The organism is Paenibacillus enshidis, from assembly GCF_042136365.1.
In the GTDB taxonomy this organism is placed as follows: domain Bacteria; phylum Bacillota; class Bacilli; order Paenibacillales; family Paenibacillaceae; genus Paenibacillus; species Paenibacillus enshidis.
The window spans coordinates 21,957-44,900 of sequence record NZ_JBHHMI010000002.1 but is presented as its reverse complement, the minus strand read 5'-3'; the positions used below and the strand labels follow the sequence as shown (position 1 = coordinate 44,900).

Below are 22,944 nucleotides of genomic sequence, written 5' to 3'. Positions count from 1 at the left end.
AAAGAACGCAAACACTACAGAGGCTGCTGTTTTGTCAGCCCAAAGAGTCGCTGCTCCTCATAGGCAAAATAAGCATCCGCCAAAATATTCACGCCTCGTACGATTTGCTCCTCACTCACATAGCTGAAGCAGAGCCTTGCATATGGATAGCCTTCTTGCTTTGCAAAAAAGCTTTTTCCGTCCACAAAGCTGACACCCATCTCCGCCGCATCGCGCAGAAAATCACTCGTATTAACATGCTTGCCGAATTGCAGCCATATATAGAAGCCACCTTCAGGCAAATGAAACGTCACATGATCTCCAAAGCTCGATTGCACTGCCTCCGCCATAACATCCCTCTGCTCGCTGTAATGCAGGATAAGCTGATCCACATGCTCCTGAAAGGCAAAACCATCAAGCAGCTGCGCCAAAATTTCCTGTGTAAACACGCCGATGCTTCCGCCAAGATTCAGCAGTCTTGCTTTTTCAATCACCCGTTTGTCCGCGATCATCCATCCCAGACGCAGACCGGGACCAATGATTTTGGAAAAGGTGTTCAGATAGATGACCCTCTCCGGAATCAGCGTATAGAGGGGAGGGAATTTGCGGCCGCTAAAATTAAGCTCCGAATAGGCATCGTCTTCGACAATAAAGAAGTTATACGTCTCCGCCAATTGAGCCAGCCGTCTGCGCCGTTCATTTGATAACGTGACCCCGCCGGGATTATGGTAGGTTGGCATCGTATAAATAAATTTGGGGATAGGCTTGTTATTGCGGCCTGCTTCCAGCAGGGCATTTTCCAGCAAATCGACGCGCAGACCGTCCTCATCAATAGGAAAAGAGGTGATTACTGCCTCGGCCGTACGAAAGGCCTGCAGTGCACTGAAGAAGGAGGGGGATTCTACCCATACATGATCCCCCGGATCAAGCAGCATCCTGGCCGCCAAATCAATGCCCTGAGTTGAACCATAGGTGACCATAATTTGATTCAATTCGGCCTTGATTCCGTGCACAAGCGAGCGGTTCTGTATCCATTCAAGGATTTTGCGCGGACCGCCGGAGCCGGAATACTGCAGCGCTTTTCTTCCATGCTGCGCTACAGCCTCGTAAGCGGCACGGGACAGCTGCTCAATAGGAAATAAATGCGGTGCAGCAAAGCCGAAGGATAGATGAATATGATCCGGCTTCGTGACGGTTGTGCTGCCGATGGACGGCGTGGCAGGGATTCGTTTGGCAAATGAAAATAGATCGAATGGCGTGGACATTCTTTCACCCGCTTTCGCAAAGTTATGATTAAATGGAGTAGGTCAGTTTTCTGGACTGTAAAAGTTCTGTCTCGCTTGCGTCCCTGTTTAATACCCGGTCCAGAATGAGATTCTCATAGTAGACGAAGGTGCTGTCCCGTTCGCGTGGGCGCGCCATGCTTACCTTGATGTCCATCGCGATTTTTCCATCCTCGATCAGAAGCACACGGTCCGCGAGAGTGACGGCTTCACTGACATCATGTGTGACGAGAATGGCGGTAAACCCTTGCTCCAGCCACAGCCGTTCAATCAACTGCTGCATTTCAATTCGGGTTAACGCATCAAGCGCACCAAGCGGCTCATCCAGCAGCAGTAGTCGGGGCCGGCTTACGAGCGCCCGTGCCAGAGCGACCCGCTGTTTCTGTCCGCCGGACAGCACCCTTGGCCAATTGCCCCCGCGTTCCTCCAGCCCGACCCAAGCGAGCGCCTCCGCAGCGCTTGTCTTGTCATTTCCCGTAGCGGCAATGCGCACGTTATCAAGCACCCTTTTCCACGGGAGAAGGCGCGCCTCCTGAAACAGAACACGCGCATCTTCATGCGGCGCCCCGGCGCTTTGTCCATCAAGCTGGATGGAACCGGAGGAAGGCTGATCAAGGCCTGCGATTAAGCGGAGCAGCGTGCTTTTGCCGCAGCCGCTCCGGCCCACAATGGCGATAAAATCCCCTTGCTCGATCGTCACATTCACGTCCGTTAAAACCGGATACTCGTCAAACTGTTTCGATACCTGCCGGATATGAATGTGAGATCCGTTTGTTGTCTGAGGCATGTTACTGTCTCCCTTCAGATTATCGTGCAGAATAATTCGGATTCCACTGCAGCCACCATCTCTCCAGCAGCTTCGCCGCACTGTCCGACAGTTTGCCGAGTAGTGCATAGATCAGGATGCTCAATACGATGACATCCATCTGAAAAAACTCGCGTGCATTCATGGCCATATACCCCAAGCCGGAATTGGCTGCTACCGTTTCGGCGACGATCAGTGTGAGCCACATGATGCCAAGGGCATAACGGACGCCGACAAGAATCGAAGGGAGCGCACCCGGCAAGAAAATATGCCAATAGAGACTGAAACGTTTTAGCCCATATACTTGCCCCATCTCGATCAACCCCGGATCAATCGAGCGGATGCCGTGGAACGTGTTTAAATACATGGGGAAAAATACACCAAGCGAGACCAGCACCAGCTTGGCGGGCTCCTCAATCCCGAACCAGATAATAACGAGCGGGATCAACGAAAGATGGGGAATGGTGCGAATCATCTGGATAGATGAGTCGGTCAGCTTTTCCGCTGTTCGCCAGAAGCCGTTGATTAATCCAAGCAGGAAGCCGAGGCCGCCGCCGATCAAAAATCCGCTGAAAGCACGCCTGGCGCTAATCCCGATATGCGTTAGCAGCTCGCCGGATTTCAGCATGCTGATCAAAACGTTCAATACCTGTAGAGGCTGCGGCAGCACATTATTGGCGATGATCCCCGTGCTGGTGAGCGTCTGCCAGGCGAGCATAATGAGAAGGGGAATGATCCAGGGGGCCACCCGCTGGAAGCACAATTTAGTTTTCGACATTTTCAATTGCAGTTGCTCTCCTTTCTTTAGCTCACTTCTCTACTTGGATTCGGCCGTGATTTGCTGCAACTCTTCTTCAAATTCCCTGCTCCAAATGGAGCTAACGTCCAAATCATTTTTTAAAAGACCCAGCCCGGCTAACGTATCCGCAACCTCCTGCTGGGAAGCGATTGCTTTTTCGAAGTCGGAGGAGAGTTTGGATGGTCGCTGTTCTTCCCCAAGCTTCAGCGTATTGAGTGCCTGCTCGACAGGCTGCTTGGTGTTGGCTGCCGTAATTTCGGCCCACTGCTGCTGATTATTGCGAGTCCAGGCGTAAAATTTGTTCAGTCGTGTCAAATAATCAACGATAGCCGCATGTTTGGCCGGATCATTAATGGCTTCGGGGGTTGCCTCATACAAGAAATTCCCGGATAAAATATCCTTGGCACTGGCCAGTTCCGTCGCGCCATTCTGGTGAGCGGTAATAATCGCGTTGCCGTAGCTTGCCAGCGCGTCCACCTTGCCGCTGATCAATGCGCTTAAACCGTCCGACGTGGATAATGGCACGGCTTCGATATCCGACCAGGACATGCCGGCCGCCTCCAGCATTTTCGCCAGGAAATAATGGGCCGTTGTGGCATTGACATAAGCTACCTTTTTACCCTTCAGGTCCGCCACACTTTTAATCGGGGAGCCTTTCGGAATGACCAGCTCCTGGTTCAGTGTGGTCGATTCGAAAGAGGCGATGATCTTAAAATTGCCCCCGTTTGCCGCCTGGGAAGCGAAGAGAGGGGGGATCTCACTGGTGGAGCCCAGATCAATATTGCCCGCGGCCATCGCTTCGAGCTGCAAATTGCCGCCCTGAAATACACTGTACTGCACTTTGTAGGGGGTATCACTCAGCCCTGCAGCTTTAAAGCCAAGCTCCAGATTGCTCCAGCCCGTCTGCCCGACACGCAGCGTCACTGTGCTGAGATCAACGGAAGACGAGGCTTCATCTAATCCTGCCAACGGGGCGGAAGAAGCTGTCGTGACAGCCTTCGAATCCCCCGGGGAGGAAGCATTACTGCCGCAGCCGGCGGCGAATAGAAGAATAATTAAGGAAATTGAGGCAAGGGAGGCCAATGTTTTGACTTGAAGCACCGGGATTCCACCTTTCCTGTATACGTTCGTTCTATGATTTCGCAAGAACGGCTTCCTGCTGAACACGCTGCCCCCATTGATCCGCTTGCTGGATGGCTTCGGCAAGACTGGCTTCATTCACATCAAAGCTCAGACCTTGCGTCGTATCTTCCCGCAGATGAACTCTTTTGGCGATGTCAGACGCGATATTTGGCGAGTCTTCGGTAATCCCCAGCTCACGGAGCGTGACCGGGAGCTCCAGGCTGTGAAGCCACGCCGCCAGCTCACCGATTTCGTGTTCTGCTCTCCCTTCCAGCACCGTTTGGGCAAGCAGCCCGAAAGCTACCTTCTCGCCGTGCAGTGTGCCTGTGGTTTGCGGCACAAAAGTCAAGCTGTTGTGTATAGCATGAGCGATACCGGCACGGGGCTTTAACCCCTGCACGGTTCCGGCCAAACCGGCGAGCACGATAATGTCATTGACCGTTTCCGTTAGGGCCGGGGTTACTTCCCCGCTTCCGGCCGTTTCATATGCCGTCAAAGCGTGGCGGCGCAGCCGGTCGAGAGCCAGCCTGGCCGTTTGGGTTGCGATTTGCACATCAAGCCCGTCAGGCTCGTCGCTCAAATTCACGGCGATTTCATACCATTTCACAATGGTGTCGCCAATCCCAGAGGCTAAATAACGTTTGGGAGCAGCAGCCAGCACCCGTGTGTCCGCAAGCACCAATGCCGGCGAATGCTCATTCGCCAAATACCCCGAGAAGCGCCCCAGTTCGTCATAGAGGATGGAGACAGCCGCCCAGGATGCGCAAGTAGCCGCTATAGTCGGCACGGTAACGACTGGCAGATGCAGCCTGCCGCCGATCGCCTTGGCCAGATCAAGGGCTTTGCCTCCGCCGACGCCAATGACTACATCTGTTGGCTGTGCCGCAGCTTTTGTGGTATATTCTTCAATTTCCGCTGCCGTAACCTCCCCGTCGAACAGGGCGATGGTGCGGGTAATTCCCGCTTGCTCCAGGCTTTCGAGAAACGCGGGACCTGCCGCCTCCAGAGCTTTCTGGCCTGCAACAATAAACGCTTTCTTGCCGTAGGGCGCAATCAATGAACCGCTTTTTTGCAAAAGATCGGGCTCATTCCAATAATGATGGGGCGCTTTCACGGTGAGCATATTTCATTCACTCCTTTTTCATTCGATCAACACAGAAATATAATTATTCCTATGGGTCAAGTGGAATATATTGAAACCCTATCATCAGCAGTTCTGTGACGTCTAATTGATGTTTTCAATACAAGCATAGATCGATTCTATTAGTCAGATTGGAGCAAGGCTGGTAAAGTCGGTGTATAACCAAGTAAACAGGTGGGTAAAGAAAAAAGAAGTCATTTTGGGAATGTAATAGCCAGTTCATCTCAAGGCAGAACCGATAGGAGGAAATCAAATGAGTCAGGTTGATATTCAGGCATACCTTGATACACACAATAAGCTGGTTGATGCCATAGCAGGTTTAAATAAAGAACAATTGACATGGAAGGCGGCACCGGAATCATGGAGCGTTACCGAGGTGCTGGCTCATCTTGCCGATCACAATATCGTCGTCTCTTTCCGGGTCCGTGACACGCTGGCAGGCACAACGGCCAGACTGCCGGCTTTTGATCAAGATGCGTGGGTGAGCCGGCAGAAAGCAAATGACGGCAAAGCGGCCGACATTCTGGCGTTATTCAGACACCTGCTTCAATACAACGCCCTGCTGTTTCAGCGTTTGACCGACGAGGATTGGGAAAAGACCGCAGTGAACGCCAAGGGGGAAACTGTGCGGGCCGCCGATATTGTTGCAGGTTTTACGAGGCATGTCCACCATCATCTTGGACAAATCGAGCGCATCAGACAGGCTTTCGCCGCTACACTCTCGCAGGAGGCAAACTAGCATGAGTGAGCTCATCCGTCTTGCTGTGCCGGAAGATGCCGGGAGGCTGCAATATATTATTTATGAGGCCTACGTTACGATTCGGGAGCTGGAGCTGCAATGGCCGGCTGCTCATGCCGATCTGGCTCTAGTACAAGACAATATTGTGAAGAACGAATGTTATGTGCTGGAGTTAAACGGTGAAATTGCAGCTACACTAACACTGTTGAAAGAAAAGTTCTATCTATGGGACACAGGCCTTCCTTTCCTTAAATGGTTCGCGGTGGATCCGAAATATCAAGGTCTCGGCATCGGCACAAAGCTGCTGGCGTGGGTGGAGAAGTCCATAATCCGGGATAATCTCGGCGCACCCGCTGTTACCCTGGCAACGGCAGAGAAGCATCCATGGCTGCTCGCCATGTATGAAAGGAAAGGATATGAACGGATCGAATCCGTTGACCACAACAACAGGGACGGCACGATGCATCTGCTGCGGAAGGTTGTGAACCCCGAATTATTCAATGTCTGGATTCAAAGCAAGGAGGAAGAAAGGCTTCATCATTAATTGTTCCGGCATTTACAAACCAGGCAGTCAAGGAGATCGCCCATGAAATTCGTATTGTTCAGTCTATTGATGAATATCCGAAATGCAGTTACCGGAGAAACCTTGTCGGAGCAGCAAAAATTTCAAAACATACTGCAGCAGGCCATACTTGCCGAAAAGCTGGGTTTTGACGCCTATGGTGTAGGAGAGCGGCACGGGCCTCCCTTTCTATCCTCTTCACCTCCGATCCTCTTAACGGCCATTGCAGCCAGAACGACGCGAATCCGCTTGTTAACGACGGTTACGGTGCTCAGTGTTCTGGACCCGGTGCGGGTGGCCGAGGACTACGCGACATTGGATCATCTCTCCGCAGGGCGTCTGGAGATGATTATCGGCAAAGGCAATGATCCTCGCCATTATCCGCTTTTCGGGATTACGGAGGAGGAGCAGTGAGGACAATTTGAAGGATGGGCCAATTCTGGTTGGAAGCCCTGAAAGCGTGATCGAGAAGATTTTAAAATACCATGATGCTTTCGGGCATCAGGTGCTTTCCATCAGCGTAGACGGCCTAAGTGAAGCGGAGCAGCGGGAGCAGATGGAGCGCTTTGCCTCCGAGGTCGCCCCTGTGCTTCGCCGTGAAATTCCAGGCACGATCTGGCCACATAATTTAATCACTAATATCTGATTGACATACTTGGTTATTGCGTTTAAAGTATAGAATAATCAACCGGTCAACCGGAGACCTGCAAGGCATACAACCTGTAAGATACACGGGTTTGTTATGCTTTGAAGGTCTCTTTTTGTTTCGAAACGAAAATCCTACTCTGATTCGATCAGGAGAAATGCCTATGAATATCGAAAATATTGAAGCTTTTGTCTATGTATATCATTATGGCAGCTTTAACAAGGCAGCAGAAATATTGTTCCTGTCGCAGCCGTCCGTCACTGCAAGAATTCAAACCCTGGAAAGGGAGCTGGACTGCCGCTTGTTCGACCGGCTGGGCAAGCAGGTGCAGCTGACCGAGAAAGGAAGGCAGTTTCTGCCGTACGCACAGCAGCTGCTGCAAATTTACCAAAAGGGGAAGCAGCATATTCAGAAGCAGGGAACGATTCCAAATGAGCTGCGGATCGGATGTACCGTATCCGTCTCCAACTATATTATTCCGGAGCTGCTGCCCAAGCTGAAAGCGGAATATCCGGGGCTGCAAATCAAGGTGACAACGGCCGGTACGGACGACATTGCAGCAAAAGTGTTGAACCGGGAGCTGGATATCGGTTTTGTCCGCGGTATAAGTCATCCGTATCTGCGATCCGTGAAGTATTATGAGGACCCGATTCGCCTCTACACGTCTACGGACCATCCTCTTGCACGAATGGGAGAGGTATCGCTGGATAGGATTGCTGATGAGCCGTTCGTCTTCTTTGAATGCGGCGCGCTGGATTGGCTGCGGATTCACCGTGTTTTCCAAACTCTGAACAAACCTCCGGTCATTCACATTCATACCGATAATGCGGAGACAGCGAAGCAGCTTGTACTGAACAAAGCCGGTATCTGCTTCCTGCCAGGGGTGTGTGCACGCAAAGAAGTGCGGGAGGGGCTTCTTTCGCCAATCGATGTGGCCGAAGTGACAGGGGTTGCGCTGCAGACGAATGTCATCAGCCTGAACGGAGAGCATTCGGAAATTGTGCAATACATCATCTCAAACCGTTTTTTCCAGGATGAAATGCGTGAAATCAGTGCTATCAAAGGGTAGTTTCTTAGCCTGCAGCGTTTTGTTGCGGGTTTTCTTTTTTCGGTTATATTTTGGGAAACCACGGAATGGGTAAAAAACGATCCTTACGTAACCCATCAGGCAAGGCGCTTCGAAACCATGAGTGGGAAATGGTGCATTAAACCGCTGCATCTAACCTGATCCATACGGGCATAATGAGACCAATATTGTATACCTATGAGGTGCTGCCTTATGCCCAAAAATTGCGATGCCACCCCCATAAAAATGGAGTTAAAACAATATCTGAATTTGATCGCCCAGGACATACTTCGTCTCACGGAAGCCATTGATCATGAGGGAGAATGCCATTTATCGGAATTTGAGAAAATTGGCGACTCCTACAAAAAAGCGGAGTCCCTGGCTGCATCATTTTACCTGCAGTGCTACTTATCCGCTTTTACGATGAATTATGAAGCCTTGTCCATCACCATTCAGGATCTTATGAACCGCAGGCACGGCGCTCTGATTGTCATTCAGCGCAATGATTCATTAGAGGGGATGATCCACTCAGGTATACCGATTGGCGCAACCGTTACCTTTTCTTTGTTGGAGGCTATCTTTTATCCGGGAAATCCGCTGCATGACGGTGCAATTCTTATTCATAATGATATTATTGTGTCTGCCGCCAATGTATTGCCTTTATCCAGCCAAATCGTAGGCGACCAAAAACTGGGCACGAGGCACAGGGCCGCATTGGGGCTCACGGAGCGATCAGACGCAGTGGTGCTGGTCGTATCCGAAGAGACTGGCAGGGCTTCCTTTGCTTATAAAGGAACGCTTCATCCCGTCAGCGGACTTGAGTCATTGGATGAAATCGAAATATAACGGACAACAGGATGGGATGACATATGAGAAAAATAGGCCTGATTGCGGGAAATGGGATCATTCAGGTGATAGGGGATTTGTTGGAGAAACAGAATAAAGCAGGGTTGAAAATTGAGCAATTTCCGGTCCATTTTAAAGCGATAGCGGTGGACTTGATGGAAGGCAAGCAGGTTACTTTGGATAAAGGTGATCTTGGAACGGTGCTGCGAGCAACTTCAGCTTTTCCGGGGGTGTTTGCCCCTCTAATATTAAACGACCAAATGCTTGTAGATGGCGGTGTGCTGAATAACTTGCCAATTCCGGACATGCGCAAGGAAGATGTCGATTTCATTATCGCTGTTGATGTAGCCCGTGAGCATGAAAAGAAACCTCCACGCAACATGATTGAAGTGGTCTATCGCTCTTATAGCCTGATGACGGCGGAACGCAAGCATGGCAGCCTGCATATGGCCGATCTCGTCATTCGCCCTGAAGTAGGCCAATATGCGGCCTTTGATTTTACCAAAATAAAAGAATGTATTGCTGCGGGTGAAGAAGCCGCCGAATCCTTGATCCCTGAATTAACGCGGATTATTGCAGAAGGATGAGAGGAGAAGAGGATAGAGCCATCGGAAGCTCCATCCTCTATAGCAAATTATCATTCCGTTAGGTCTTATATCCACGCATTGAAATGATGAATGCATGCAATTATGAATTTAAGACAATTTTTAACTCCTGACAGTATTCCCGCAGTTCAGCCACCTGTTCCAGAAAGAGCAATAAAGCTTTGACATGAGCGGTTTCGTGTAATGTTTCGGCCAGCTCGCTTTGCAGCTTCTCCAAGATGCTGAAGTAATCAATTTTATCCGCATCCTGCAGATTAAGTTTTTCAATAATGGTGTGCATACGATGCAAAATCGAATCCACCTGCTGCCACTTGCTCCACGGTTTTCCTTGTTCCTCCGTAGAAGGCTTCCACATGATTTCATGATGATGATCCGAATTGGTCATTTCCTGCATCAGGATGTCCGTAATGCTCATGACAAAGTCAGCCAGCAGTTGATGCTCAGAAGCGCGAAACTCCTGACCACTCATTCGTACATAACTGATGATCATGCTTTTGATGACAAAAATAATATCGTAATAATAGTCGCTCCATTCTTCCCCGTACAGATTCATCATCAGGTCCAGAATCCGGTTGGATAAACTGTTCTCCAGACTGTCTACAGCCTGCGCAATCTTCTCATCGGTCGAGCCGAGCAGCGGTACGGAAAAAAAAAGCAGATGCATCTTACTCTGGTAAACACGCTCAAGGACGATCATATAAAACTGGGTTAGCTTCTCTCGGGGAGATAGCCTGGAGTTCAGATATACCTTTTCCAGCTCCTTCTCCATATCTTCCTGAACAAAAGCAATCGTGCCCTGCAGCAGCTCTTCCTTACTTCTAAAATATTTATAAAATGATGCTTTGACCATACCGCTTTGACGGGCGATCTCATCCACAGAAGTGGCCTCATAACCTTTCTCGGAAAACAGGGAAAGGGCGGCCTGAATAATTTCTTCGCTGGTTATTTTTTTCATGGTCCCTCTCTTAAACTAAAAATTTATATAGTAACGTCATGCTGAACATTCGCAGCTTCTTTTCCGGCCTGCCTTCTCAGTTTGAATCTGGCGACAAGCAGATACAGTGAAGGCACGACAAACATGGTGAGCAGGGTGGAATACATTAAACCAAATATGATGGTATAAGCCAACGGCCTGAACAACAGCTCACCAATGGTTGCAATCGGAATCATGCCTACAATGGCCGTTACAGAGGTAAGCAGGATGGGGCGGAAACGGGCATGGGTGGCCCCGACCACCGCTTCTTCCAGATCGGCGCCTTCCCGGCGCGCGTCCTCAATGAACTCCATCAGCACAATTCCGTTACGCACAACAATACCCGCAAGTGCCGTCATTCCCAGTATACCCATGAAGCTGATCGGCATGCTTAAAATGAACAGTCCCATGAATCCGCCGGCTGCGGCCATATAAACCGTCGTCATGATGATTGCTGGCGCGGAGAAAGAATAAAACTGCAGGAAGATCAGCAGGAAAATCAGGAAAATCACGACCACATACAGCTTGGCTATTTCGGACAATATATCATTCTGGCCATCCACTTCACCGCCAATGGCCCAGCTGTATCCGGGCGGGAAGGAGGTGCTTTGCAAGTTATTTCGTATTTCCCGCATAACCTCGTTGGCGGTGCGGCCGTATAAATCAGCATCGATGGTGACCGTACGCTTTAAATTATAATGATTTATTTGCTGGGTTTCAAAAGACGGCTTCATCTCTGCCAGCTGTGTCAGCGGAATTTGTGTTCCGGCCGCATTGGTCACATTCAGCTGCTGAAACAGAACCTCAGGGTCTTCATCAGGTTTGCCCAGACTCATTTTCATTTGAATCAGATCGCTGCCTGTGTCAAATTCGCTGAATTGCAGCCCGTTGCCCAGCAGCAGCAGGGTATTGGTCAGGCTGCTGTAGCCGACTTTATAATGGTCCATAGCCTGTTTATCCACCTGGAAATCCAGGGTATAACTTTCATTTTCCATACTGTGATGTACGTTTTGCGCACCCGGCGTGTTCAACACTTCCCGTTTGACGGAATCCGCCTGGCTCTGCAGCTGAGGCAGATCATTGCCGGAAATCCGGATGGAGATCGGCTTGCCGAGCGGAAGCCCCATCTCGGGAATTTTGAGTGTGATGGACTGGCCCGGAAAACGTTCCTTCAGCTCGGCAGACCATTCCGCCAAGGCTTCATCTGCCTTGAATTTCCCTTCGACACCGACAACTGCAACTTGTCCGACCGTAGGACCGGTCCGGTCATCGGCGGTCATATCCTGAAACAGCATGGGAGCGCTGCCGCCCGCCGCATAAGTCACGGTCCGGATATTCGGCTGCTGCTGTATCCAGCCGGCGATGTCGGCCGTAATTTCCCGGGTCTCTTCAATAGAAGTGCCCACAGGTGTCCGCACATTGATGCTTACCTGCGGATCATCCGTTTCCGGGAAAAGGTCCAGCGGAATCAAAGCAAGCAGCCCGTATAACAGGGTGCTGATCAGCAATCCGCCTGCAGCATAGAGGGCGGGGCGCTGAATCACTTTCGGAATAAGCTTGCCAGAATAGAAATTGCGCATGCCGTCAATTTGCCTGCCCAGCAGCCCCGATGGGCGGGCAGTATGCTCTCTTTTCATATTGCGCCGACGTCTTGTTCCGTACCATTCCCTGAAAATAGGGATGATGGTCAGCGACATCAGCATGGAGGCCAACAGGGTAAAGATAACTGCGTAAGGCAGCGGTTTGGCAAATGAACCGGCATCTCCCGTCAAAAAGAGCAGCGGGCCAAAAGACGCTACAGTAGCCAGTGTAGCTGTTAAAATAGAGATGGCGACTTCCTTCGTTCCGCGCAGAGCCGCTTCTGCAGGAGATTCCCCAAGGGTCTGCAGTCTCCGTTCAATATTGTCATTAACGACGACCGCGTCATCCACCAGAATGCCCATGACGATAATTAAGCCGATGACAGTAACCTGGTTGAGCGTAACACCAAGCAGCGGCAAAATGATCAGTCCGATGGCGATAGAAATGGGGATGGCCAACGCCACAAACGAAGAAGTCACCAGGTTCAGTCCCAGCGTACATACAATAATAACGGAAGCGATAGCAAACATCATTTCCCGTGACAGGTGATGGAAAATATCGGCTACGCGATCCGTCTGTGAAAACAGAGTTTGCAGCTGATAATTCTGGGGCAGGGTATCTTTTAAGGCGACCACTTCCTGATTAACTGCTTCAAAGACTTTCTCCACATCTGCCCCAGTGTTGCCCATAATCGTCAGAATGACCGCAGGCTTGCCGTTATAATAAGCCAGATAATCGGACTGGCTGTGGGAGAGCAGTACAGTGCCGACATCCTCCAGATATACCGGGGTCCCATCAGCGGTTTGCTTGATCATAATCCGGTTCAAGTCTTCCGCACTTTGCGACTGGTCCACATTTAGCTGATAGGTCAGTTCATTGTAATCCAGATCTCCGAGCGGACTGCGCTCATTTTCATTTTGCACCGCCTGCATGAATTGTTCCCAGGTAATCTGATACTGCTGCAGCCGGGCTGCGTCAATCTGGATCCGTACTTCCTGATCTGGAAGTCCCTGAACGATAATTTGGGAGACACCGTCAACGGTACTGAACTGGTCTTTCCATTTCCGCACCAGATCATGCAGCTTATATAATTCTTCAGATGAACCGGCTGTGATGGCATACGAATGAATGAAGGTTTTATTCAGGTTTTCATTGATGACCGGCTTCTGTGCTTCTTCAGGAAGTGCAGCTTCGATATCATTGATTTTCTGCCTGATTTCCTCCCAGACAGCTTTGGCGTCCGCCGTGCCCTCCGTCTCAATCCGGATCGTCGATAACCCATATGCTGAGGTGGATTCGAGCGTTTTGATGTTTTCCGTTTCTCTGAATTTCTGTTCCAGCGGAATGGTAATTTCACGCTCTACCTTTTCGGGGGATGCGCCCGGATACATCGTAGTGACTTCTGCTGTTTTTTGGATAATATTAGGCATTTCCTGTCTGGAAAGCTGAGTAAGCTCGAAAATTCCAAAACCGATAGCCATAACAAAGATAAAGACGGTCAGCTTCCGTTTGCGGATAAAATATTCAATCATTGGTTTGTTCCTCCACAGGCTGCACGGCTGCACCGTCGTAAATGGAGCTGGCGCCTGTCGTAACAATAACGTCACCAACGGCAAGACCATCCGTAATTTCCAGCTTATTGCCGGACAGCTTACCAACTTTCACTACCGTTTTTACTGCCTTATCATTTACAACTTTAAATACATAAGTCTCATTACCGCTGCTAAGGACAGTTTTGGCAGGGATCAGGAGCTTCTCACTTTGCTGAGTGCTGAGACCGGCTTGGACCACCTGGCCCGGTGCCCAGTCATGCTTGGGATTCGATACAATAACCTCCACATTGATGGAGCCCGTATCGGAATTGGTAGCCGGGTATATTCTGCTGACCGTTCCTTCCCGTTCCTGACCGTACAAGGTCAGGCTCACTTTATTCCCTTTGTTCCATTGATCAATCTCATGATCCGGCACAGGCAGCAGCACCTTCAATTTGTCGATTTGTCCGATCCGGTAAGCGGTTTGTCCGGAAGGGGCCAGTTCACCGGCAGTCACGTTTTTTTCGAGAACCACGCCTGATATTGGAGATTTCAAAGAGGTTTTGGAGAGAGCTAGCTCGGCCTCCTTTTTAGCCACGATTGCTTGCTCATACTGGGCAGAAGCCTGATCATGTGCTGCTTCAGCCTGCTGCAGAGTCGCGGCAGCCGATTTTTTGGCTGCTTGAGCCTGTTCAACTCCTGATTTTGCCGATTCCAGGTCTTCCATGGTAGCTCCTTCTTCCAGCAGGGACAGGGCATTTCGCGCATCCTCAACGTCCTTGGAAGCATTCGTGAGCGCCAGCTGTGCTCGTTCCTGTTCCTCCTTAGTGGCGACTCCTTGTTCATAAAGCGATTGTACACGGGCCGCATCCGTCCTGGATTTGGTCAGTGCCGCTTGTGCTCGTTCCACCTTGGTACGGGCCTGGTCAAGCTCTTGTTGTCTTGCTCCTTTAACCGTTTTGTTTAATGAAGCAGTAGCAGAAGAAATCTGAGCCTCGGCAGAGGATATGGAGGCTTCGGCGCCAGCCATCGCGGCAGCGGCATTTTTGAGACCTGACTGAGCCTCGGCAATAGAATTGTTTGACTGCTTCAGTTGAAGCTGATAACTAGCACTATCCAATTTGGATAACACCTGATTTTGAGAGACCACATCTCCAACCGCAAAGGAAGCTTGCTCAACTAAGCCTGATAACTCGAAAGCGACGGATACTTCTTTATAAGCTTCAAGTGTACCGGAAAGATTTTTGACGACGGATCCCGATTGTTTCTGGACCGTTGTGGTTGTAACATTCGCTCCGGTCGCATCATCGGTGCTGGTTTCTGTGGAACCTGACGACGAGCATGCAGAGCTGGTTAGCAGCATTGCGCCAATCACTAAAAGGTGAAGGTTGCGTTTTAACAAAATGATCTTCCTCCCGAAAAATAAACTTATAAGTATAATAATAAACTATATAGTTTAATTAAAGAAATTATAGATTTTTGAAGGTGTGCTTGTCAACGATAAGGGGAGGGAAAGCAGAGGGAGCAATATTATTTGAGCGCTTCCATTAGGCCCCAAATAGAATTAGGCAGAAAGCTGCGCTCCTTCAGGAAATGAAGAGTCGTAGCTTTCTGCCTAGATAATGTTTGGAGATTGAATCCTCTTTTCTTTGGGCTTGGGATAATCAGCAGGGTCTAAAAGAGGTTTTTGGTTATTTTATTTGCCATATGCTCAATTTTAGGCATCATTATACCATCGTCTAAGGTTTGAAGTTGTTCGGGTTTAAATAATTGTATTTTTTTTATATTGTAGTAATCGAAAATAATGTTATAAACTGTAAGATTATTCTCCATCAAGTACTTTACATCCAGTATCTCTCTTAAAATCTCATCCTGTTTAATGATGATTTTCCCGTTTATATGGTTAAAGATTCCCTGCTGCATTCCTTCATTGAAAAAATCTAGTATTTGATTTTCGCGCATTTTTAATGTCTCTCTTAAACGTTCATATTTCTCGGGATAATTACCTTCCAGCTCTTTCAAGAAAACATCTGTGAGGTATTGAATTAACATTACTGACTGTTCGAAAATTTGCTGAAATCGAACACCAATTTGTTCTCCAGTCGTTTCATCAACGATTTCATGAATATATTTCACAAAGCTATCCACTATAAATTCCACAATATCTTCTTTAGTAGAGAAATACTTATATAACGTAGCGCGGCTGATGCTCATTATTTTGGATATTTCGTCCATTGTAAGCGATTGAAACCCGTTTTTCCTCACGTAAGGAAGCAGCTTCGTTATGAGTTTACTTCTTGTTTCATGATGGCCATCATGGATCATATTGTTGTTCAATTTATTCACCCCGTTTAATATTATAACTTTTCTGCTACACAAAATACATAATGTGCTCCGTATATGATATATACAAATTATATAATATTTGTTTACATTGTATTTTTTGTATGATACCATAGTTAGCGATAACGAAGGGAGACAAGAGAATGCAATATCGATCTTTAGGTCAACAGGGATTACGTGTTTCTGCACTGGGTTTTGGCTGCATGGGTATTTCTATAGCGTATGGTCCATCTGACGAGAAAGAGGGGATTGAGGCGATTCGCCGTGCCTATGATCTCGGTGTTGATTTCTTTGACACAGCGGAGTTATACGGTAACGGTCATAATGAGCAAGTGTTAGGTAAAGCAGTCCAAGGCATTCGTGATCAAGTTGTAATTGCTACAAAATTTGGTTTTGATATGACAGTTGAACCTGTCGGCTCCGGCTTCAACAGCCACCCGGACAACATACGTAAAGTGGCAGAGAACAGCCTGCGCTATCTGCAGACCGATTACATCGATGTTTTTTACCAGCATATCCCAGATCCGAATGTCCCGATTGAAGAAGTTGCTGGCACGGTGGGTGAGTTGATCCAACAAGGGAAAGTAAAATATTTTGGATTGAGCAATGCAGGACCGGATACGATACGCCGCGCACATGCTGTAACGCCCGTGTCCGTATTGCAAAGCGAGTATTCTATTTTTGAGCGTGAACTTGAAGATCGTAATATTCTTTCATTGTTAAAAGAATTGGAGATCGGGTTAGTGCCGTACTCACCATTAGGCAGAGGATTTTTGACCGGGTCTGTCAAACCGGCTGAGGAATATCCGGAAAACGATATGCGCCGCTGGGACGAGCGTTGGCAAGGCAGTAACTATACTTATAATTTGAATGCAGTCCAACAGCTTAGAGAACTGGCTGCAAGCAAAAATATAACTGTAGCTCAGTTATCCCTGGCTTGGCTGTTAGCCCAAAGTGACAATATCGTTCCAATTCCCGGCACACGAAGCATAAAACGCCTTGAAGAAAATGTTGGTGCCAGCCAGATTGTATTATCCGCAGAAGATCTGGGGCGTATAGCTGAAATTCTTCCTCATGGGTCAGCTGGCGGCCGATATCCCGCCGGAGTGATCGAAAATTTTACAAGAGACTGACACAAAAACAAAACAGAACTATGCCACCCGGGTTCTTATTTAGCACCCCCGGGTGGCATAAGTTTTTTTGGGCGTCTCTTGCTATAGGTCAAACAGATTCGTACGAATATTAAACTTTCTTGCCGTGTTCGCTATAATGGAGGGAGCGATTCAGGAAAGGAATGTAGTTATGAAAAAAGTCATCGTCATTGGAGCAGGAATTCTCGGGGCATCAACGGCATACCAGCTGGCCAAAATGGGTGCAGATGTGCTGATTGTGGACCGTAAAGATAAAGGACAGGCAACGGATGCCGCTGCCGGCATTATTTGCCCCTGGCTCTCACAGCGGCGCAATCAGACCTGGTACCGGCTGGCCAAGGCGGGTGCGCGTTTTTACCCCGGGTTGATCAAAGAGCTCCAGAGCGAGGGCGAAACCGAGACAGGCTATGCTCAAGTGGGTGCGCTCAGCATTCATGAGGATATGGAGAAAATCAGCAGGATGGAGGAGAGGGCACGGCTTCGCAAAGGGGATGCACCGGAAATCGGTGACATTACCCGGCTTGATGAGCAAGAAACACGTGAATCCTTCCCTCTGCTCGCGGAGAGTTATTCTTCGGTACATATCAGCGGGGCCGCCCGCATCGATGGCCGTGCACTGCGCGACGCGCTGCTTCGGTCCGCACAAAGAAACGGGGCCGTTCTGATCCACGGGGATGCCAAGCTTCAATATCAGTCCACCCGTGTCACAGGAGTCGCGGTCGGTGCAGACAGCTTCCTCGCTGACGAAGTCGTCGTTTGTGCGGGCGCATGGGCAAATCCATTGCTGCAGCCTTTAGGCATTGACTTTAAGGTTCGTTTTCAAAAAGCGCAAATCATGCATTTACTGGTTCCTGATCGGCAGGACACCAGCAGTTGGCCTGTGGTCATGCCGCCTTCCGATCAATATTTGCTGGCTTTTGATCATCAGAAAATTGTGATCGGAGCAACGCATGAAAACGAAGTGCAAGGCTATGATACAAGAGCTACGGCAGGCGGCATTCAGGAAATCGTGAATAAAGGGCTTGAAGTGGCGCCTGGCTTGGCAAACTGCACTTTTCAGGAGGTAAGAGTGGGGTTCCGGCCTTTTACGCCCGGTTTTCTGCCGGTGCTCGGCACGATTCCAGGTTGGGAGGGACTTATAACAGCGAACGGGCTTGGAGCGTCCGGCTTGACGATGGGGCCTTTTATCGGAAGCCAGCTGGCCAAGCTAGCACTGGGAATGGAACTTGATATCGATATAAAGGAATATGATATTGGAACAGCGACTTGAATCCAATCCTCTTTGGAAGAAGGGATATAACGTCCTCAATGGTATCCTGTCCATCATCATGCTTGTACTGGCGAGGCACTCCTGATCGTAGGATGGAACTGAAGTAAGGTACAGACTTGTTTGAAAAGGCTTATATTTGGTTATTGATTTGTGTATACTGTGATGGAGGAGGTGGGAATGTTTGTCAAAAAAAGCTTACATACCAATGGATTTCTGATGTACATTAGGGTACAAAGGAGGGAATTTATTTGGACAACAAGCGCATGACATACAGCGAAGCTGCCAAAACGGAGACTTTCCGCAATCTAATGGCGAAGAAAAAAAGGTTCATTATTCCGCTTTCCGTGTTTTTTCTGGCGTTTTACTTTACCCTTCCCATTTTGACGTCCTACTCCGATGTATTGAATCAGCCCGCTTTCGGCTCGGTTACCTGGGCGTGGATGTTTGCTTTCGCCCAGTTCATTATGACCTGGGTGCTGTGTTATCTGTACTCCAGGCAGTCGGTCAAGTTTGACGCCATGTGCAACGAGCTTAAGGCGCAAACAGATCACAAGGAAGAGGGGGCGCGTCCATTATGAATACAGCATTTCTCCTGTTCCTCGTAATCGTGCTCAGTACTCTTGTTATTACCTACTATGCCTCCAAAAAAACAAAAACAGCCAGCGAGTTTTATACCGCCGGAGGCGGATTGACCGGCTGGCAGAACGGGCTGGCCATTGCCGGCGATTACATGTCAGCCGCTTCCTTTCTGGGCATTGCGGGCATGATTGCGCTGTTTGGCTTTGACGGATTTTTTTACAGCATCGGCTTCCTTGTCGCTTATCTGGTTGTGCTGTACATCATTGCAGAGCCTTTGCGCAATCTGGGTAAATATACGATGGCTGATATGATTGCGGCCCGCTTCAACACGAAGAAGATCCGCGGCGTCGCCGCTCTGAACTCCATTGTCATCTCCATTTTCTATATGATCGCCCAACTGGTCGGAGCAGGCGCACTGATCCAGCTTTTGATTCCAGGCCTTGATTATACGATGTCTGTGCTCATTGTCGGTGTGCTGATGACCGTTTATGTCGTATTTGGCGGCATGACGGCGACAAGCTGGGTGCAGATCATCAAATGTGTACTCCTCATGGCAGGCACCTTTATTATTTCCCTGATTGTCTTCGCCAAATTCGATTTTAATATCGCTCAAATGTTTCATGAGATGCGGACATCCACGCCGCTGAAGGAAGCCTTCCTGCATCCTGGCAATAAGTTTTCCAACGGACTGGACACGATTTCGCTGAATCTGGCGCTGGTGCTGGGAACTGCAGGACTGCCGCATATTCTGATCCGCTTTTTTACGGTTAAAGATGCGCCTACTGCGAGGCAGTCCGTCGTTGTCGCCACCTGGATCATCGGCTTGTTCTACGTGCTGACCCTGTTTCTCGGGTTCGGAGCTGCCGCTTTCGTAGGGGAAAGTGCCATTGTTGAAGCCAATGCCGCAGGCAATATGGCTGCACCGCTTCTGGCCAAAGCGCTCGGTGGTGAATTCCTGTTCGCTTTTGTATCTGCCGTTGCCTTCGCCACCATTCTGGCGGTCGTTGCCGGTCTAGTGTTGTCCGGTGCGTCTGCCTTTGCCCATGATTTTTACGCGCATATTATCCGTAAGGGCAAGGCAGAGGAAAAGGAGCAGATAAGAGCTGCCAAACTGGCTTCTGTCGGAGTTGCCGTGATCTCCATTCTATTGGCGCTGTTTGCGCAAAAGCTCAACGTCGCTTTTCTCGTGTCGCTTGCTTTTGCCGTCGCGGCCAGCGCAAACCTGCCTGTGCTTGTTTTCACCGTATTCTGGAGACGATTCAACACTGCTGGAGCGGTTACAGGCATGCTGGTCGGTTTATTGAGCGCACTCATCCTGGTCATGATTAGTCCTAACGTATGGAACCCGGTTGCGGGCAAAGCGATTCTAGTAGGCACGCCGCTGATCCCACTTACCAATCCGGGTATTATTTCGATACCGCTGGGATTTTTGGCCGCATTTCTGGGAACGTATTTCTCCTCCGCGCGTGATGACGTGAAATTCGATGAGATTCTCGTAAAAGCAAACACCGGGATTCAGGACCTGCAATCGTAAGCCTGCGCCAAGAACTCTCTGAAATCTAAAAAACGAATCGTCACTGGAAGCGTCGCCATGATGGCGTCGCTTTCTCTTTTTTGGTGATTGGGAAGAAACTAATCCTAGACGTAAAACGTAGTACAAGAAATGATGCAAGCATCTTTAGATAATCTTTAGATTCAGTTTACACAATATTAAGAGTAAGGCCTTATACTATGCACCGTAGGCTGACCAGCTCAAAAAGAAAGTGGGAAATTATGAAATATCGTATCCTGATCGCAGATGATGAGCCTGAAATTGCAGAGCTGCTGCAATTGTATCTTGAAAAGGATTATGAGGTTACCTGCGCAGTGCATGGGCAAATGGCATGGGACATTATTCAGCGCGAGCGTATTGATTTAGCCATCCTTGACATCATGATGCCGGGGATTGACGGGCTGCAGCTGCTGAAAAAAATACGCAAGTCTCACCTGATGCCGGTGCTTTTTTTATCAGCTAGAAATCAGGCGACTGACAAAATTCTCGGTCTTAATCTGGGCGCTGACGATTACATTGCCAAGCCCTTTAATCCTCTGGAAATTGTGGCCCGTGTGGAGGCATTGCTACGACGGGCTTACAGCTTTGAAACGGTATCCAATCCTGTAGGAGAAAATAGGCAGCTGGTACTGGGCGAGCTTGCCTTGGATCAAAACCAGTGCATTCTCTTTCATCGGGGAGAACCTGTAGCTCTTACATATACAGAGTATAAAATAATGGAACTGCTAATGTCTGCGCCTGGCCGTGTTTTTACCCGGAAACGAATATATGAAACCGTATGGGAGGACTATTACGCTTACGATGACAGTACCATCATGGTACATATCAGCAATATCCGCGAGAAGATTGAACAGGATTCAAGAAAGCCGCAATATTTAAAAACAATAAGAGGTTTGGGGTATAAAATTGAAGCGCCTATGGAAATTTAGAAATAATCGGAAGCTGCAGTCCTCTCTGGTCATTGATTTTTTGTTGTTTATTCTCTTCTTTATATTGCTGATTATTGTTTTACGCTTCTCAGTCCCTCTCGGTATTAATTACATTGTCTCGAAAGAGAGGGATACCAACCTCGGGCTTGATGTGGTTGCTGCACATGACTATATAGCAGACTGGAAACAAGGGGGAGGCCTCGAACTGGACAGGCTTCAGCAAAGCGGGGGCTGGCTTGAGCTTCTTGATGCGAACAGACAGGTAGAGCAAGTAGTGGGGAACAAAAAAGATTCCTTGTACAAGTATTCGGAAGCTGCACTCTATGATCTGCTGGCAAATGATGCTGATCAGACCTACTACTACTCGATAACTGCCGTTAATGATCCGGAGGAAACGATCAAATATTTAATCGTGAAGATACCACGTGATCTGATCAGCATCTCCGTTGTGGATGACCCGTCTATAAGCCGGATCGTATCACTTCTTCTTTTTATTGCCATCAGTTCAATCTTGCTTCTGGTTTTTGTATACAGCTACTGGATTGCGCGGCGAATCAAGAAACCGTTAGCATCGATTCTGGATGGACTTCATGAAATGATTGCCGGCAACTATAACACAAGGCTGTCTATTTCCGCCGAAAAAGAATTTAATCTTATTGGGGAAACGTTTAATTATATGGCAGATGTCATCGAGAGAGCTACTTATGAGAAACGTATTGCCCAGGAAAGCAAACAGCGGTTGATGATGGATTTGTCCCATGATCTCAAAACCCCGATCACAAGCATTCATGGATACGCCCAGGCTCTTGTAGAAGGAAGGGTGGAAGACAAGCAGCGGCAAAAGAAATATTTGTTCTACATTTATAACAAGTCCACCCAGATGACACGACTGATACAGAATATGCTGGAATTATTCAAGGTGGATACGCCTAATTTCAGGCCTAATGTGGAGCGCAAAGAAATCGGTGAGTTTTTGCGGGAACGTATTGCTGATGTCTATGATGATGTGGAGCGAAATGCTTTGCTGCTGAATTTTTCCGTTCCTGACCATGAAGTGTATGCCCAATACGATCCGGAACTGCTGGGCCGAGTGATTCAAAATCTGATCGCCAATGCTTTACTGTACAATCCGGCAGGCACTCATTTACGGGTTGAACTGGTTGAGGATGATCAGGAAGTACGAATCGAAATTGCCGATACCGGTATCGGCATTCCAAAGGAGCTGTGGACTACGATTTTTGATCCGTTTGTTCGTGGTGATCAAGCCCGCACCCATACAGGCGGCACCGGACTGGGGCTGGCGATTGCACTCAAAAATACAGAGAAGATGGGCGGCACACTCACTTTGCGCTCCGGAGATGAAGAATCATCCATCTTTACGATACATCTGAAAAAATAAGAAAAACATCCATCGATGTAATTCACAGAAGACAGACCGCGT

At 48.8% G+C, this 22,944-nt stretch carries 20 protein-coding genes and 1 pseudogene; 12 read left to right on the top strand and 9 right to left on the bottom strand.

The window, feature by feature from the left end; genetic code table 11:
* Window positions 1-14: 14 nt before the first annotated feature.
* The 5 genes from ACE41H_RS02755 to ACE41H_RS02735 are packed head-to-tail and all read right to left on the bottom strand — an operon-like array spanning window position 15 to window position 5,111.
* A complete protein-coding gene (locus tag ACE41H_RS02755; RefSeq protein WP_375353225.1) occupies window positions 15-1,244 on the bottom strand; it encodes an aminotransferase-like domain-containing protein in 1,230 nt (409 codons plus the stop codon).
* A gap of 28 nt (window positions 1,245-1,272) precedes the next feature.
* Complete coding sequence (locus tag ACE41H_RS02750; protein ID WP_375353223.1) at window positions 1,273-2,049, bottom strand: ATP-binding cassette domain-containing protein; 777 nt, start codon at window positions 2,047-2,049, stop codon at window positions 1,273-1,275.
* Between the two features lie 19 nt (window positions 2,050-2,068).
* Window positions 2,069-2,845 (bottom strand): ABC transporter permease subunit, encoded by a 777-nt coding sequence (locus ACE41H_RS02745; protein WP_375353591.1) that lies wholly within the window; start codon window positions 2,843-2,845, stop codon window positions 2,069-2,071.
* A 39-nt stretch (window positions 2,846-2,884) separates the two neighbouring features.
* A complete protein-coding gene (locus ACE41H_RS02740) occupies window positions 2,885-3,967 on the bottom strand; it encodes an ABC transporter substrate-binding protein (protein ID WP_375353221.1) in 1,083 nt (360 codons plus the stop codon).
* 31 nt (window positions 3,968-3,998) lie between these two features.
* Complete coding sequence (locus ACE41H_RS02735) at window positions 3,999-5,111, bottom strand: iron-containing alcohol dehydrogenase family protein (RefSeq protein ID WP_375353219.1); 1,113 nt, start codon at window positions 5,109-5,111, stop codon at window positions 3,999-4,001.
* Window positions 5,112-5,382: 271 nt separating this feature from the next.
* Here ACE41H_RS02735 and ACE41H_RS02730 point away from each other — a divergent pair, with 271 nt between their 5' ends.
* The 6 genes and pseudogenes from ACE41H_RS02730 to ACE41H_RS02705 all read left to right on the top strand — a co-directional run bounded on the left by ACE41H_RS02730 (window position 5,383) and on the right by ACE41H_RS02705 (window position 9,575).
* The gene (locus ACE41H_RS02730) at window positions 5,383-5,868 is read left to right on the top strand and encodes a DinB family protein (protein ID WP_375353218.1); all 486 of its coding nucleotides are present in this window, start codon (window positions 5,383-5,385) and stop codon (window positions 5,866-5,868) included.
* A gap of 1 nt (window position 5,869) precedes the next feature.
* A complete protein-coding gene (locus ACE41H_RS02725) occupies window positions 5,870-6,412 on the top strand; it encodes a GNAT family N-acetyltransferase (protein WP_375353216.1) in 543 nt (180 codons plus the stop codon).
* Between the two features lie 42 nt (window positions 6,413-6,454).
* Window positions 6,455-7,076 (top strand): annotated as a pseudogene (locus ACE41H_RS02720) (LLM class flavin-dependent oxidoreductase).
* 163 nt (window positions 7,077-7,239) lie between these two features.
* Window positions 7,240-8,145, top strand: coding sequence for a LysR family transcriptional regulator (locus ACE41H_RS02715; RefSeq protein ID WP_375353214.1), 906 nt, complete (start codon window positions 7,240-7,242; stop codon window positions 8,143-8,145).
* Between the two features lie 210 nt (window positions 8,146-8,355).
* Window positions 8,356-8,988: a sporulation-specific diadenylate cyclase CdaS gene (gene cdaS, locus ACE41H_RS02710; protein ID WP_375353212.1), complete on the top strand. Its 633-nt coding sequence runs from the start codon at window positions 8,356-8,358 to the stop codon at window positions 8,986-8,988.
* Window positions 8,989-9,011: 23 nt separating this feature from the next.
* Window positions 9,012-9,575 (top strand): patatin-like phospholipase family protein, encoded by a 564-nt coding sequence (locus tag ACE41H_RS02705; RefSeq protein ID WP_375353210.1) that lies wholly within the window; start codon window positions 9,012-9,014, stop codon window positions 9,573-9,575.
* A 100-nt stretch (window positions 9,576-9,675) separates the two neighbouring features.
* Here ACE41H_RS02705 and ACE41H_RS02700 read toward each other — a convergent pair whose 3' ends face one another.
* The 4 genes from ACE41H_RS02700 to ACE41H_RS02685 all read right to left on the bottom strand — a co-directional run bounded on the left by ACE41H_RS02700 (window position 9,676) and on the right by ACE41H_RS02685 (window position 16,025).
* A complete protein-coding gene (locus tag ACE41H_RS02700) occupies window positions 9,676-10,548 on the bottom strand; it encodes a TetR/AcrR family transcriptional regulator (protein ID WP_375353209.1) in 873 nt (290 codons plus the stop codon).
* A gap of 23 nt (window positions 10,549-10,571) precedes the next feature.
* Window positions 10,572-13,679: an efflux RND transporter permease subunit gene (locus ACE41H_RS02695; RefSeq protein ID WP_375353207.1), complete on the bottom strand. Its 3,108-nt coding sequence runs from the start codon at window positions 13,677-13,679 to the stop codon at window positions 10,572-10,574.
* Window positions 13,672-15,081: an efflux RND transporter periplasmic adaptor subunit gene (locus ACE41H_RS02690; protein WP_375353205.1), complete on the bottom strand. Its 1,410-nt coding sequence runs from the start codon at window positions 15,079-15,081 to the stop codon at window positions 13,672-13,674. The genes ACE41H_RS02695 and ACE41H_RS02690 overlap by 8 nt, the downstream gene beginning before the upstream one ends.
* Before the next feature lie 272 nt (window positions 15,082-15,353).
* Window positions 15,354-16,025 carry a TetR/AcrR family transcriptional regulator gene (locus ACE41H_RS02685; protein WP_375353590.1) on the bottom strand — a complete coding sequence of 224 codons (672 nt, stop codon included), beginning with the start codon at window positions 16,023-16,025 and terminating at the stop codon, window positions 15,354-15,356.
* A gap of 140 nt (window positions 16,026-16,165) precedes the next feature.
* Between ACE41H_RS02685 and ACE41H_RS02680 the strand changes: the two genes are divergently transcribed.
* The 6 genes from ACE41H_RS02680 (at window position 16,166) to ACE41H_RS02655 (ending at window position 22,902) form a co-directional block, all read left to right on the top strand.
* A complete protein-coding gene (locus ACE41H_RS02680; protein WP_375353203.1) occupies window positions 16,166-17,155 on the top strand; it encodes an aldo/keto reductase in 990 nt (329 codons plus the stop codon).
* Between the two features lie 169 nt (window positions 17,156-17,324).
* Window positions 17,325-18,443 (top strand): NAD(P)/FAD-dependent oxidoreductase, encoded by a 1,119-nt coding sequence (locus ACE41H_RS02675; protein WP_375353202.1) that lies wholly within the window; start codon window positions 17,325-17,327, stop codon window positions 18,441-18,443.
* A gap of 263 nt (window positions 18,444-18,706) precedes the next feature.
* Window positions 18,707-19,021 carry a DUF485 domain-containing protein gene (locus ACE41H_RS02670; protein WP_375353589.1) on the top strand — a complete coding sequence of 105 codons (315 nt, stop codon included), beginning with the start codon at window positions 18,707-18,709 and terminating at the stop codon, window positions 19,019-19,021.
* A complete protein-coding gene (locus ACE41H_RS02665; protein ID WP_375353201.1) occupies window positions 19,018-20,556 on the top strand; it encodes a solute symporter family protein in 1,539 nt (512 codons plus the stop codon). The genes ACE41H_RS02670 and ACE41H_RS02665 overlap by 4 nt, the downstream gene beginning before the upstream one ends.
* 239 nt (window positions 20,557-20,795) lie before the next feature.
* On the top strand, window positions 20,796-21,503 hold the full coding sequence (locus ACE41H_RS02660; RefSeq protein ID WP_375353199.1) for a response regulator transcription factor: 708 nt from the start codon (window positions 20,796-20,798) through the stop codon (window positions 21,501-21,503).
* A complete protein-coding gene (locus ACE41H_RS02655) occupies window positions 21,481-22,902 on the top strand; it encodes a sensor histidine kinase (RefSeq protein ID WP_375353198.1) in 1,422 nt (473 codons plus the stop codon). The genes ACE41H_RS02660 and ACE41H_RS02655 overlap by 23 nt, the downstream gene beginning before the upstream one ends.
* The last annotated feature ends 42 nt before the right edge of the window (window positions 22,903-22,944 follow it).